The organism is Rummeliibacillus sp. TYF005 (assembly GCF_003844195.1).
In the GTDB taxonomy this organism is placed as follows: Bacteria; Bacillota; Bacilli; order Bacillales_A; family Planococcaceae; genus Rummeliibacillus.
Genome location: NZ_ML122597.1, coordinates 1 through 14,397, shown reverse-complemented (window position 1 = coordinate 14,397; position 14,397 = coordinate 1). Strand labels below are relative to the sequence as shown.

The 14,397-nt window shown below is 35.2% G+C and carries 14 protein-coding genes and 1 other annotated feature; of the genes, 11 read left to right on the top strand and 3 right to left on the bottom strand.

The features are described from left to right. Positions 1-37: 37 nt before the first annotated feature. From CW357_RS16765 to CW357_RS18955, 6 genes are read left to right on the top strand one after another with little or no spacing between them, the layout of a single operon-like run. Positions 38-955 (top strand): ABC transporter permease, encoded by a 918-nt coding sequence (locus CW357_RS16765; protein ID WP_119416854.1) that lies wholly within the window; start codon positions 38-40, stop codon positions 953-955. A 14-nt stretch (positions 956-969) separates the two neighbouring features. Next, positions 970-1,881, top strand: coding sequence for an ABC transporter permease (locus CW357_RS16760; protein ID WP_119416834.1), 912 nt, complete (start codon positions 970-972; stop codon positions 1,879-1,881). An 11-nt stretch (positions 1,882-1,892) separates the two neighbouring features. Continuing rightward, complete coding sequence (locus tag CW357_RS16755; protein WP_119416835.1) at positions 1,893-2,876, top strand: ABC transporter ATP-binding protein; 984 nt, start codon at positions 1,893-1,895, stop codon at positions 2,874-2,876. After that, positions 2,877-3,887, top strand: coding sequence for an ABC transporter ATP-binding protein (locus CW357_RS16750; RefSeq protein WP_124218640.1), 1,011 nt, complete (start codon positions 2,877-2,879; stop codon positions 3,885-3,887). 20 nt (positions 3,888-3,907) lie between these two features. Then, the gene (locus CW357_RS18960; protein WP_371684379.1) at positions 3,908-4,423 is read left to right on the top strand and encodes a M20/M25/M40 family metallo-hydrolase; all 516 of its coding nucleotides are present in this window, start codon (positions 3,908-3,910) and stop codon (positions 4,421-4,423) included. A 9-nt stretch (positions 4,424-4,432) separates the two neighbouring features. Next, positions 4,433-5,053, top strand: coding sequence for a M20/M25/M40 family metallo-hydrolase (locus tag CW357_RS18955; protein ID WP_371684382.1), 621 nt, complete (start codon positions 4,433-4,435; stop codon positions 5,051-5,053). An 80-nt stretch (positions 5,054-5,133) separates the two neighbouring features. On the opposite strand, the gene CW357_RS16740 is transcribed toward CW357_RS18955, so the two are convergent. Both CW357_RS16740 and CW357_RS16735 read right to left on the bottom strand, forming a co-directional pair. Further along, positions 5,134-5,712: a tRNA 5-(aminomethyl)-2-thiouridylate-methyltransferase MnmM gene (locus CW357_RS16740; protein ID WP_119416838.1), complete on the bottom strand. Its 579-nt coding sequence runs from the start codon at positions 5,710-5,712 to the stop codon at positions 5,134-5,136. Between the two features lies 1 nt (position 5,713). Then, a complete protein-coding gene (locus CW357_RS16735) occupies positions 5,714-6,679 on the bottom strand; it encodes a tRNA modification radical SAM protein MnmL/YtqA (RefSeq protein ID WP_119416839.1) in 966 nt (321 codons plus the stop codon). A 202-nt stretch (positions 6,680-6,881) separates the two neighbouring features. Here CW357_RS16735 and CW357_RS16730 point away from each other — a divergent pair, with 202 nt between their 5' ends. Next, positions 6,882-8,060 carry an MDR family MFS transporter gene (locus tag CW357_RS16730; RefSeq protein ID WP_119416840.1) on the top strand — a complete coding sequence of 393 codons (1,179 nt, stop codon included), beginning with the start codon at positions 6,882-6,884 and terminating at the stop codon, positions 8,058-8,060. A gap of 126 nt (positions 8,061-8,186) precedes the next feature. Here the strand turns inward: CW357_RS16730 and CW357_RS16725 are convergent, their stop codons facing one another. Next, complete coding sequence (locus CW357_RS16725; protein WP_158582397.1) at positions 8,187-9,248, bottom strand: CAP domain-containing protein; 1,062 nt, start codon at positions 9,246-9,248, stop codon at positions 8,187-8,189. Positions 9,249-9,589: 341 nt separating this feature from the next. On the opposite strand from CW357_RS16725, the gene CW357_RS16720 reads away from it, so the two are divergent. From CW357_RS16720 to CW357_RS16705, 4 genes are all read left to right on the top strand, one after another. Further along, entirely contained in the window at positions 9,590-10,279 is a 690-nt protein-coding gene (locus CW357_RS16720; protein ID WP_119416842.1) for a CoA transferase subunit A, read from the top strand. Positions 10,280-10,290: 11 nt separating this feature from the next. Then, positions 10,291-10,917, top strand: a complete 627-nt coding sequence (locus tag CW357_RS16715) for a 3-oxoacid CoA-transferase subunit B (protein WP_119416843.1) — start codon at positions 10,291-10,293, stop codon at positions 10,915-10,917. Between the two features lie 111 nt (positions 10,918-11,028). Continuing rightward, positions 11,029-11,240 (top strand) — a binding site (T-box leader). A gap of 89 nt (positions 11,241-11,329) precedes the next feature. Continuing rightward, on the top strand, positions 11,330-13,747 hold the full coding sequence (gene leuS, locus CW357_RS16710) for a leucine--tRNA ligase (protein WP_124218639.1): 2,418 nt from the start codon (positions 11,330-11,332) through the stop codon (positions 13,745-13,747). Positions 13,748-14,010: 263 nt separating this feature from the next. Then, positions 14,011-14,397, top strand: a 387-nt coding sequence (locus CW357_RS16705; RefSeq protein ID WP_164489633.1) for a hypothetical protein, incomplete at its 3' end; no start/stop codon positions are given.

The window sequence follows — 14,397 nt, the reverse complement described above, 5'->3', positions numbered from 1 at the left end:
AAGAGCTCTTACTACTAATATACGAGGAGAGAAGCAAATGATAAAATTTTTGGTTAAAAGATTATTAGAGTTTATACCAGTTTTGTTCATCATCTCTTTTATAGTATTTGCATTGGTCTATATTGCAGGTGACCCTGTTGCATTGATGCTGCCAGAAGATGCAAGTACGGAAGATATCGAAAATTTAAGAATTGCTCTGGGGTTAGACCAACCTTTTATCGTTCAGTACGGTAAATATTTTATCGGTCTAGTGACAGGTGATTTTGGCGAATCATTTCGATATAATGCGGCTGCTTTACCTTTGGTATTAGAACGTTTGCCGGCAACTTTAGAACTGGCTGTAGCAGCATTAACGATAGCAATTGTTGTTTCAATTCCTTTAGGTATTTGGTCTGCGACAAGAAAAAATACACCAATAGATTTATTAGCTACTGGTGCAGCAGTTATTGGCAAGGCAATGCCAAATTTCTGGTTGGGCATTATGTTAATCCTATTCTTTTCAGTTATATTGGGGTGGTTTCCTGTGTCTGGTAGAGGGACATTCATTCATTTAGTTTTACCAGCAGTTACACTTGCAACGGGGATTGCAGCAGAAATGACACGTCTAATTAGATCCAATATGGTGGAGATTTTGAGCCAAGATTATATTCGTACAGCCAAAAGTAAAGGACTAAAAAAGTTTTTCATCGTTTATAAGCATGCTTTTCGAAATTCTCTTATTCCTGTAATTACAATTACAGCTCTACAAACCTCTACATTAGTTGGAGGAGCACTTATTACTGAAACTGTATTTTCTTGGCCGGGATTAGGACAGCTATTAATTCAGGCAGTAAATACGAGAGATATGGCAATTGTTCAAGCGAGTGTGTTTGTCATTTCCATCCTAGTAATTGTTATGAATCTCCTAGCTGATATTGCATATCGTCTCTTAGATCCTAGGATCAAATTTAACTAATGTGAGGTGTTTAAATGGTTGTTGAACATAAAAATTCTGATCAGCATCTAATAGATTCGAAAACTAATGGTAGTAGCTGGAAAATCTGGTTGAAAAGGCTTTGGAAAAGTAAAACGGGAACTGTAGGCCTGCTGGTTATATTTATCGTTATACTAACTGCGATATTAGCCCCTGTTTTAGCGCCATTTAATCCAAATGAGATTGATCCTGAGAAAATGTTAGTTCCGCCTTTTTGGAGCGAAGGTGGATCAATAGAACATCTTTTAGGAACAGATAATTTAGGCAGAGATATCCTAAGTAGGATTTTATATGGTTCTAGAGTTTCCTTATTAGTAGGAATTTCATCTGTAGTTTTAGCTGGTATATTAGGTGTTTTTATTGGACTAATTTCGGGATATTATGGTGGATTTCTAGATACTATTTTAATGCGAATAGTAGATGCATTTTTAGCTATTCCTAATATTCTATTTGCTCTAGTTTTTTTAGCAGTATTTGGACCAAGCGTTGTTACGTTAATTTTCGTTCTTGGTATAACAAATTGGGTATCATATGCACGGATTGTTCGCGGTGAGACATTGTCAGTGAAAGAAAGAGAATTTGTAAAAGCCGCAAGGGCAATAGGCGTAAAAAATATGATGATTATCATGCGGCATATTCTACCAAACGTCATTTCTTCATTTATCGTCATATCAACATTAAGTGTTGCAACAACTATTATTATGGAAGCTTCATTAAGTTTTCTTGGCCTTGGGATTCAGCCACCTACTGTCTCATGGGGAGGGATTTTAAGTGATGGCCGTGATTATTTGGCGACTAGCTGGTGGTTAGCAACCTTCCCAGGATTAGCAATCACTATTACTGTCTTAGCAATTATTTTCTTAGGGGATTGGTTAAGAGATATATTAGATCCCCGTACTAAAGGATAGGGGGGGATAAAATGAGCGAAGATAAAATTTTACTAAAAGTAGAAAATCTTCATACGTATTTCATAACTGAAACTGGGACTGTTCCATCAGTAAATGGAGTAAGTTTTGAAATGAATGAAGGGGAGACTGTAGCAATTGTAGGTGAATCAGGGTCAGGTAAAAGTGTTACCTCATTATCTATAATGGGTCTTATTGAATCTCCTGGGAAAATAGTAAATGGGAAAATTAAATTTAAAGATAAAGAGCTAAACAAATTACAAGAGAAGGAATATCGCCATCTACGAGGAAATGAAATCGCAATGATTTTCCAGGAACCATTAACTTCTCTAAACCCGCTATTTACTGTTGGAAACCAGATTTCAGAAACTATTGTCTTGCATCAAAAGATAGATAAAAAAACTGCAAGAAAACAATCAATAGAAATGTTAAGACATGTTGGTATACCAAGTCCTGAAAAAGTATATGATTCTTATCCTCATGTATTAAGCGGAGGGATGAGACAACGAGTGATGATTGCTATGGCTTTATCTTGTCGTCCTTATTTATTGATTGCGGATGAGCCAACAACTGCGTTAGATGTAACTATACAAGCACAAATATTAAATTTAATGCGTAATCTGAGTAAAAAACATGGAACTTCAATATTATTAATAACGCATGATTTAGGTGTTGTAGCAGAAATGGCAGACAAAGTAATTGTTATGTATGCAGGCCAAGTAGTTGAATATACAGATGTTTTTACGCTATTTCGCGAACCCAAACACCCTTATACAAAAGGATTGTTAAATAGTACTCCAAAATTCTTTGAAACAGACGAAAAGCTTGAATCTATTGAGGGAACTGTACCAACAATTAATGATATGCCAAAAGGTTGCAAGTTTCATCCGAGATGTCCATATGCAATGGAAAAATGTGTAGTAGAAGAACCACAAATAATGACGAGATTTCCTGGACATCAAATTAGATGCTGGCTATATGAGGAAGGGGGAAACTAAATGGTCAACTTACAAAATCAGTCTAGAAATGGTCAAGATGTGATAGAAGATAAAATTTTACTAGAAGTGAACGGGCTAAAAAAGTACTTTCATGTTGGAAAAAATCAAATTTTAAAGGCTGTAGATGGTATCGATTTTACTGTTCTACAAGGCGAAACATTAGGGATTGTTGGAGAGTCAGGTTGTGGAAAATCAACAACAGGAAACTTATTAATCCATCTTCTTGATAAAACAGAGGGGACAATTATTTTTAATGGTCTAGATATGGACAAAATGACGAAAGAAGAAATGCGAAAAAGTCGTGCGGATATTCAGATGATTTTCCAAGATCCGTATTCTTCTCTTAATCCTAGAATGAGAGTAAAAGACATAATAGCTGAGCCTATCAAAACACATACTAAATTATCAAAAAAAGAGATAAATGATGAAGTAAATCGATTACTTGATGCTGTTGGTTTAGATCGCTCATATGGAATTAGATATCCGCACGAATTTAGTGGGGGTCAACGTCAAAGAATTGGTATTGCAAGAGCAATTGCATTAAGACCAAAGTTAGTTATTTGTGATGAACCAGTATCAGCACTTGATGTGTCGATTCAAGCGCAAATCTTAAATTTGTTGATGAGACTTCAAAAAGAATTTAAATTGACGTTCATATTTATCGCTCATGGTTTACCCGCTGTCAAGTATATTAGTAACCGTATTGCCGTAATGTATCTTGGGAGGATTGTTGAGATTACGACAAAAAATGAGTTGTTTGAAAAACCTATGCATCCGTATACAGAAAGTCTCGTATCAGCTGTTCCTTTGCCAGATCCTACAATTAGGGATAAGAGGGAACGTATTGTTCTACAAGATGATATTCCAAGTAATTTAAATATACCTACAGGATGTAGATTCCATTCAAGATGTCCTTATGTTCAAGATATTTGTAAGATGAAGGAACCTTCTTTAAGCGAGTTAGAGAAGGGACATCAAGTTGCTTGCTTTTTTCCAAGAAACTTAAACTGATTAGGGAGGACTTAACTTATATGATTTCTTATGAACAGGGTACTCAAGTGTCAATGCTAAAATTATTAGAAGAATTAGTTAATATAGATTCTGGTTCCACATATAAAGAAGGAATAGATTTAATTGGCGATATTTTATCTAAAGAGTATCAAAAACTAGGATTTGATGTACAGGTTAACCATCAAGAGAGAAACGGGAATAATTTGGTCATAAGGCATAAAAGCGCAGAGAACCCTAAAATTATTCTAATAGGACACATGGACACTGTGTTTAAAAAAGGAACAGTTCGTAAGAGGCCGTTTAAAATTATAGGAGACCGAGCCTATGGACCTGGTGTCATTGATATGAAGGGAAGCCAAGTTGAGTTATTATACGCGATGAAGGAATTGGTAGAAAATAATCATTCTGTAGCAATTAAAAACGTAGAGATTGTTTTGAATAGTGATGAAGAGATTGGTTCACCAATTTCAAGAAGTCTCATCCAAAAAGTTGCTTTTGGAAAAGAATATGCCTTGATATTGGAGCCTGCACGATAAGATGGTTCTATTGTTAGCGAAAGAAAGGGAGGTGGAAATTATAAGCTAATTATTCGAGGAAAATCAGCCCATTCAGGCATTGAACCGGAGATAGGTGTTAGCGCCATTGAAGAGTTTGCGCATAAGGTCATTAAACTACATAGTCTTAATGATGAAGAGGAAGGGATTAATGTTAATGTTGGAATAATTCGTGGTGGTATTGCTGCCAATGTAGTAGCTCCCAGAGCAGAGGCTTATATCGATGTCCGAATCAGTAAAATTGAGCAAATGAAAATATTATCAAAAAAAATCAAAGAAATTTGCTCAGTATCAGACGTTCCAGGTACAAAAATAGAATTAATCGGAAGTATTGATCGTTATCCTATGGTAAAAGATGAGAAATCCCGAAAATTGTTATCAATCATTAAAGAAATCGGTTGTGAAATGGGAATAACCTTAAAAGACGTATCAACAGGAGGAGGTTCAGATGCTTCTACTACCGTTTCTTTAGGTATCCCAACTATTGATGGTTTAGGGCCAGTTGGAGGAAGACCACATAGTGAAGATGAATATTTAGAAATACCTTCGCTAGTCGAAAGAACCAATTTACTTATAAATATTATAAAAAGATTAAGCGAAGATAAAAATTAAATCTCAATAAAAAAGAATTGTTCTTCAATTAATTATAGAAGAACAATTCTTTTAGCTTTAATGTAGTAGCTTAACGTTGTCTACTTATTTGTAATTTCAGCAACTTTTTCAAGTGCAATGATAAAAGGTGGGTCGTTTTTTTGGTTGATAAATTCGTAGCGTAGAACATGAACCTTTTTCTGTGGAAGGTTTGAAACGTATTCGATTACTTGATCACGTTCTTCTTTTCCGCCTTCATGACCATAATAGACGACTAAAACAATCATGCCACCTACTTTTAAAAGTTTTAGTAAACTTTCAATTGCTTGCAAAGTTGTATTTGGTTTAGTGATGATTTGATGTTCACTTCCGGGTAAATAACCTAGATTGAAAATAGCTGCACTGATCGGCTGTTGTACATATTGAGCCACGTTCTCGTGTCCATCTAAAATAGTAGATACTCTATTTGCCATTCCAACTTCGGTTAACCGTTTATTTGTAGATTCAATTGCCTGTTGTTGCACATCAAATGCAAAGACATGACCGTTTTCGCCTACTAATTGAGCGAGAAATGTCGTGTCGTATCCGTTACCAGCAGTGGCATCTACAACGATGTCTCCAGTTTCCACAGTTTCTTTTAATAGAAATTGAGCGTATTGTAAAACGCGTTGTAATTTCATATTACTTGCCTTCTTCCACTTTGTAGAACTTACCTTGCCAACTTCCACGTCTTTCTAATTCGGCATCTATCCCATTTAAAACTTCCCATTTGTTTACAGACCACATTGGTCCGATCATTAAGTCGATTGGTCCATCACCAGTGATTCGTTGAACAACCATTTCTGGTGGAATTACTTCTAATTGGTCTGCTACTAAATTGATGTAGGCATCTTTGTCCATTAGTTCGAGCATACCTTTTTCATATTGTTTAACGAGTGGAGTGCCTTTTAACAAATGAAGTAGATGTATTTTAATCGCTTGTACATCTAATTTTGCTACTTCTTTGGCAGTTTCCATCATCATATCGTAATCTTCTAGTGGTAAACCATTGATGATATGCGTACAAACACGAATACCGTGTTTGCGAAGTTTCTCTACACCTTCAATATAAGTGGCATAATCATGTGCGCGGTTGATCAAATTAGCAGTACGGTCATGCACTGTTTGTAACCCAAGTTCAACCCATAAATAAGTCCGTTGATTTAATTCGGCTAAATATTCCACAACATCTTCGGGCAAGCAATCGGGTCGAGTCGCAATACTTAAACCCATAACACCTTCACATGCAAGAGCTGCTTCAAATTTTTCTTTTAGAACTGCAAGTGGCGCATGTGTATTGGTATAGGCTTGGAAATAAGCCATTGTCTTACCGTCTTTCCATTTATGTTGCATTTTTTCTTTAATTTTTTCAAATTGAACAGGGATTGGATCAACACGGTCACCCGCAAAGTCACCTGAACCTGCAGCACTACAGAATGTACATCCTCCAAACGCAACTGTGCCGTCACGGTTTGGACAGTCAAATCCGGCGTCTAGTGCAACTTTATAGACTTTACATCCAAATTCATCGCGCAAATAGCGATTCCATGTATAATAACGCTTCCCATCTGAAGGAAAAGGAAAGTCGTTGTTTTTTAAATCTGTCATAATTTCAACTCCTCAACTTCTTATTTTATCACGGTTAAGTGAAAGAGGACGAATACTTTCTATTAACAGTCTAAAAGATATAAATTGTGTATATTGGTTGTGCATTTTAAGAAAGGTTGATAGTATTACTTAGATGCGCGAAATAAATTAGAATTTTATTTAGTTTACTGTTTGTAAACGTGATATAAATGGAGGATTTGCAATGCCTAGAAGTGTTTGGTTATTAATTATTGGGATGCTTATCAATACTGTAGGTAGCTCATTTTTATGGCCATTAAATACAATTTATATGCATGATCATCTAGGACAATCGCTATCAGTTGCAGGGCTTGTGCTTATGGGGAATGCTGCGGCAGGTGTTATTGGTAATCTAATTGGTGGCTATGTTTTTGATAAATTTGGTGGCTTTAAGTCAATTCTGTTAGGAACTATTATCTCGATTCTTGGTTTGATTTGTTTAGTAATTTGGCATGGATGGCCTCATTATGTTTGGTTTTTAACTTTAATTGGTTTCAGTGGGGGAATTGTATTTCCTAGTATGTTTGCGATGGTTGGCACTGCTTGGCCAGAAGGGGGAAGAAAAGGATTCAATGCAATCTACCTTGCCCAAAATTTAGGAGTCGCAATCGGTCCAGCGTTAGCTGGTGTAGTTGCCAATAAGAGTTTCGACTATTTATTTGTTGCAAACTTAATAATGTATATACTATTTTTCTTTGTCGCTTTATCTTATAAAGGTATTTCAACAGATAATGGAATGGCACCACCTTCAGTAATTAGCGAAAGTAGTAATATAAAGAATCGTTCGACACTAAATGCACTTATTATTTTGGGAATTGGATATCTTTTAAGTTGGATGGTTTATACCCAATGGACAACAACAATTTCCTCTTATACTCAAGATCTGGGTATATCTTTGAACCAATATAGTTTACTTTGGACAACAAATGGGTTGTTAATCGTATTAGGTCAACCACTTATTAATCCGATTGTTAAGAAAATGGGGGAATTTTATAAAGGTCAAATCTTTATAGGTATTGTTATTTTTATCATCTCATTTGCTGTGGTCAGTTATGCAGCTACATTTAAAATGTTCCTTGTGGCCATCATGATATTAACTTTTGGAGAAATGTTCGTCTGGCCAATAGTGCCGACTATTGCGAGTTCGCTTGCTCCAAAAGGAAAAGAAGGTTTTTACCAAGGACTTATTAATAGTTTTAGTGCGATAGGTAAAATGATAGGACCTTTTTTAGGAGGGGTATTGGCAGATCAATACGGTATGAAGATTACATTCTTTGTCTTGATCGGTATATTGGCCATTGCTTTGATACCTTACATGCTTTATGATCGTCCGTTAAAACAAAATGAAAGAGATAATGCTTGATAGTTTGTCGTATGTACTACATGCAAAACTTCATATTTTTCGGGGAGTGGATCTCGAGTGCATTTTCTCCTATAAATCTAAAAAAGATGAATTCGTATAAAAAACGAATTCATCTTTTTTATTGAACTAGTATCGGCTACCAAATTCTTGTGTACCATAAGTAGGCATTTGTGCATTAGGTATATTTTCTACAACACCTACACCTATTTCTTTGAAATTTGCATTTAGAATATTTGCGCGGTGTCCAGATGAATTCATCCAGCTATTCATAAAATCAGCGGCAGTACGTTGACCAGTTGCGATATTTTCACCGGCATAATAATACTTGTAATTTGCTTGTCTTAGAATAGTATCGAAACTACCATATACAGGACTATAATGAGAAAAATAATGGTTTTTTGCCATGTCCATTGATTTAATTATTGCGATTTTTGTCAACATAGGATTTTCTTTTAATGCTTTACGACCTTCTTTGGCACGTTCTTTGTTGACAGTTTTAATAATTTCTTGTTGCTTAGCTTTATTTCCATAATCTATATAGCTGTCAACAAATTCTCCACTTTTAATCCATCCCACTGAAACATGAATCCAACCATTTTCTGTTGTTTTCGATACATGGTATATCCCACCGTTCAATGTGCTGGATTTCTTTCCATTTACTTTATTATAAAGAGTTGTTTGTTTATTTAAGTATACATAATTACCTATAAAACCGTCTTTCACCCATTTTCCACTTGTTGTTTTCATCCATTTTTTTGATGCAAGTTGGGCAATTTTAAGTTTAGTTTTGGCAGGGGCTATTGTAAGTGTTCCAAAACCACCTTTTGCCTTAAAGTATTGGCTTTTTTGTTTAAGTGTCACATTTAATTGTTTAACAATTAGTTTTCTTTTAATCACTCGAGTATTTTTCGCTTTGTCTTTTACAGAGTAGACTAGTGTATAAGTACCCGCTTTTTTTAAGTTGTATTTTCCAGTTACTTTAATCTTGTTGCTAAGATTCCCATCCACTTTGTCATAAGCTGACACCCCTTTTAAAGGTTGGAATGTTTGTCCTATGTATACAGTTTTAGTTGTTACCCCTTTGATACTAGGTTTAACTGTATCTTTAGTTGTCGCGTTAGCGGTTATAGATCCTAGTGCTAAAGTTGCTCCGAGGATAGCTGCTGTTATGAAAGATTTTATTTTCATATTTTCCCCTCCGTTTCCATGCATAATTTTACTATTTATCATAGAATCGTACAATGATGCATAGATATCGGGTATAAATACTTATATTAACATTACGTAAAATAGTATAAATGTAAAATTAATCTATATATGAAAACCAATATCATCAAAATGAGAAAATAGGAAATTATTAATTATCGTATTTAAATATAGATTTATAAGAATAGAAAATATTTAAATTCATATATTTACTTATAAACCCAAAGAATCTCTAAAACTATTAAAATTTCAGGGAATTAAAAGAGTCTTATTTTTCTTACAAAATAGTATAGGGATCATTATTACGAAAAGGAGGGGCTGGGTTGAAAAAAATTTTCAGTTCTGCAGAAGAAGCAATAGATAATCTTCAAAATGGTATGACGATTATGGTAGGAGGATTTGGCTTAGTTGGTATACCTGAGCAACTAATTATCGCTATCGAAAAAAAAGGAGTAAACGATTTAACAGTCATTTCTAATAACTGTGGTATCGATGACTGGGGGCTAGGCTTACTCTTAAAAAAGAAACAAATTCGTAAAATAATCGCTTCATACGTTGGAGAGAATAAAGAATTTGAGCGACAAGTGCTTACTGGTGATATAGAAGTTGAATTGATTCCACAGGGAACGTTGGCAGAAAAAATCCGCGCTGGTGGAGCAGGAATACCGGCTTTTTATACACCAGCTGGAGTTGGTACACAAATTGCGGAAGGAAAAGAAATACGGAAATTTGGTGATAAGGATTTTTTACTGGAGGAGTCACTAGTAGCGGATATCGCTTTTATAAGGGCTCATAAATCGGATACATTTGGAAATTTACAATATAACAAAACAGCACAGAATTTTAACCCAATCATGGCGGCTGCAGCCAAAACAACAATTGTAGAAGTAGAAGAAATAGTTGAAGTAGGCCAACTTGAACCAGGTACCATTCATACACCAAGTATATATGTACAAGGAATATTCCAAGCAAAACAGCAAAAGCGAATTGAAAGAATAACTACACGTTCATAGGGGGAGAACATTTGAATATTCGTGAAAGAATCGCTAGAAGAGCGGCAGAAGAAGTAAAGAATGGGAATTATGTGAATCTAGGAATAGGGATGCCGACTTTAGTTGCAAATTTTATAGAAGGAAAAACTGTAATTTTGCAATCAGAGAATGGATTATTAGGAATCGGACCTTATCCTACTGTAGAAGAACTGGATCCAGATCTGATCAATGCAGGTAAAGAAACAATCACAACTGTACCAGGAGCTTCTTTTTTTAGTAGTGCGGAATCCTTTGCGATGATTCGAGGAGGACATATAGATGTAGCTATATTGGGGGGGATGGAAGTATCTGAAAAAGGAGACCTTGCCAATTGGATGATCCCAGGAAAAATGATAAAAGGAATGGGAGGCGCAATGGATCTTGTCCATGGAGCCAAAAAAGTAATCGTTATTATGGAACATAATGCGAAAAATGGGGCTCCAAAGATTAAAAAGGATTGTGAGTTACCGCTGACTGGAAAAGAGGTAGTTGACTTGATCATTACCGAAAAAGCAGTGATAGAAGTAACAAAAGAGGGATTAGTATTAAAAGAGATAATGGATGGATTTACAGTAGATGATGTAGTAAATAGTACTGAGGCCGAATTGATTTTAAGGTGAATCATGTATGTTCTTCCTACTTCTAATGGAAGTATCTATTTATAAGAATTTCACAATTTTACTAAATCTCTTGTCAATTTACGTAACTTCGATTAGAATATAACTCAATATGATATGACTGTGAAAGGGAATAGTAGGTTTATCTTGATTTTAAAGAGAGCTAGCGGTTGGTGGAAGTTAGTAAATCGGTAAATTGAACTCGCCCAGGAGTCACTATGGTGAAATAAATGATAGCCAAAGTCGTTTTCCGCGTTAAGGAATCAAGTTGAGTGCTAACACTAATTTGGGTGGTACCGCGGGAGATTTTTGCTCTCGTCCCTTTTATAGGGACGAGAGTTTTTATATTTCACGGAATCTTCCATATTAGAAGTGAACGAACTATCGTTGTTTAAACAAGAAGGAGGAAGAACCATTGAACTTTAATCATCAAGAAATCGAGAAAAAGTGGCAAAAATACTGGGCTGAACATTCTACATTCAAAACAGTAAATGACAATTCAAAACCAAAATTTTATGCATTAGATATGTTCCCTTATCCATCTGGGGCTGGTCTACATGTAGGACACCCTGAAGGATATACTGCAACTGATATCTTATCACGCTTCAAACGTATGCAAGGCTTTAATGTCATGCATCCAATAGGCTGGGATGCTTTTGGTCTTCCAGCGGAACAATATGCACTTGATACAGGGAATGACCCAGCTGAATTTACACTAAAAAACATTGCTACATTTAAACGTCAAATTCAAGAATTAGGCTTTAGCTATGACTGGGATCGAGAAATTAACACAACTGATCCAGAGTATTATAAATGGACACAATGGATTTTCATCCAACTTTACAAAAAGGGTCTAGCTTATATTGATGAAGTTGCTGTAAACTGGTGCCCAGCTCTTGGTACAGTACTTGCAAATGAAGAAGTTATCGATGGTAAATCAGAACGTGGTGGTCATCCAGTTGAACGTCGTCCGATGAAACAATGGATGTTGAAAATTACAGCATATGCTGATCGTTTAATCGATGATTTAGATGAAGTGGATTGGCCAGAAAATATTAAAGATATGCAACGTCACTGGATTGGCCGTTCTGAAGGTGCTGAAGTAGATTTCAATATTAAAGGTACTGACAAACATTTCCGTGTATTTACTACTCGCCCTGATACACTATTTGGTGCAACATACACAGTCCTTGCTCCAGAACATGCATTAGTAAAAGAAATTACAACTGATGCACAACGTGAAGCTGTAGAAGCATATCTTGACAAAGTAAAAGTGAAATCAGATCTTGAACGTACTGATTTAGCAAAAGAAAAGACTGGTGTATTCACTGGTGCTTATGCAGTGAATCCTATTAATGGTAGAGAAATTCCTATTTGGATTGCAGATTATGTATTATCTAGCTATGGTACAGGTGCAATCATGGCAGTTCCTGCACATGATGATCGTGATTATGAATTTGCAAAACAATTCAATTTACCAATCATTCCTGTATTGGAAGGCGGAGATGTGACAAAAGAAGCGTTCACTGAAGATGGTCCACATATCAACTCTGGTTTCTTAAACGGTTTAGGCAAAGCGGAAGGTATTAAAAAAGCAATCGAATGGCTTGAAGAAAACAAAGTCGGTGAAAAGAAAGTTTCTTACCGTCTACGTGACTGGTTATTCTCTCGTCAACGTTACTGGGGTGAACCAATTCCTGTCATTCACTGGGAAGACGGTACAATTACTACAGTTCCTGAAGAAGAACTTCCATTAGTTTTACCAAAAACATCTGATATCCGTCCAAGTGGTACAGGTGAATCACCACTCGCTAATATTGAAGATTGGGTAAATGTTGTAGACCCTGTAACAGGTAAAAAAGGTCGTCGTGAAACAAATACAATGCCACAATGGGCTGGTTCAAGTTGGTACTTCTTACGCTATATCGATCCACATAACAAAGAAGCTATTGCAGATCCAGAATTATTAAAACGTTGGTTACCAGTTGATATCTATATTGGTGGTCAAGAACATGCAGTGCTTCACTTGCTATATGCTCGTTTCTGGCACAAAGTTCTATATGATCTAGGTGTTGTTCCAACAAAAGAACCTTTCCAAAAACTATTCAACCAAGGTATGATCCTAGGTGAAGGTAATGAAAAAATGTCCAAATCAAAAGGAAATGTTGTAAACCCTGATGATATTGTTGCTAGTCACGGTGCTGATACACTTCGTCTTTACGAAATGTTCATGGGACCACTTGAAGCTTCAATTCCTTGGTCTACAAATGGTTTAGATGGTGCACGTCGTTTCTTAGATCGAATTTGGCGTCTATTTGTTAACGAAGAAACTGGTTCACTTTCAGATAAAATTAAAGCTTCAAATGATACAACTTTAGAAAAGGTTTACCATCAAACAGTTCAAAAAGTAACAGATAATAACGAACATATTCGTTTTAACACATCTATTTCACAAATGATGGTCTTTATCAATGAATGCTATAAAGCAGATGTTGTACCAACAGCATATGCTGAAGGATTTGTGAAAATGCTAGCACCAATTGCTCCTCATATTGCTGAAGAACTATGGACTATACTTGGTCACAAAGAAACAATCACATACGAACCATGGCCAACATTTGATCCAGCAAAACTTGTTGATGATGAAATTGAAGTAGTAGTTCAAGTAAATGGTAAAGTACGAGCAAAACTAATGGTAGCAAAAGACGCTTCACGTGAAGAACTAGAAAAAGCAGCATTAGCAGACGAACATGTTCAAGAATTTATCGCTGGCAAAGATATTAAAAAAGTCATTGCTGTACCAGGCAAATTAGTAAATATCGTTGCAAAATAAATCTCATTTCAATATTTAATTGATATATTAGGCATTAAAAAATATATTTTTCTTATTTGCAAATATTTATATAAAACAATATTGAATCTTATGAACCTTAGCCTAAAACCACGTTATTCTGTATAATTAGAATAACGTGGTTTTTTAATTCATAATTGTATTAATATGGTAATCATATGAATCAATGATATAAATAGAAAAAGTGAGATATTGTTGGTATTAAAAAATTAAAATATATTTATCTAGGAATTGGAGGGAAACAATTGAAAAGTAAATTATTTTTACTCATGTTTTTATTCGTTTTATGCGCCATGCCAATCGTTTCAAATGCAGAAGAAAATAGTTCTACTCCTGAAGCCACAGATGCTTACACTTTAGAGTTACCTTCAAAATTTAAAACAGTGGAAGTAAAGAAAAACGTAAATTTAACTATTGTTAAAAAATATAGTGATGGAAGAACGGAGCAAATTGAAAATAATAATAATGTTCTATGGAAGAGTTCAAATTCTTTAATTTCCATTAAGGGCAATCAATTAGTACCAAAAAAAATTGGAAAAGTTACGTTAACTGTTACTTATGAAGGGAAAACAAACAGCTTTGATATTAAAATCGTAGATACAAAAAAGCCTGTTCTATCGGGTGTTTCCAAT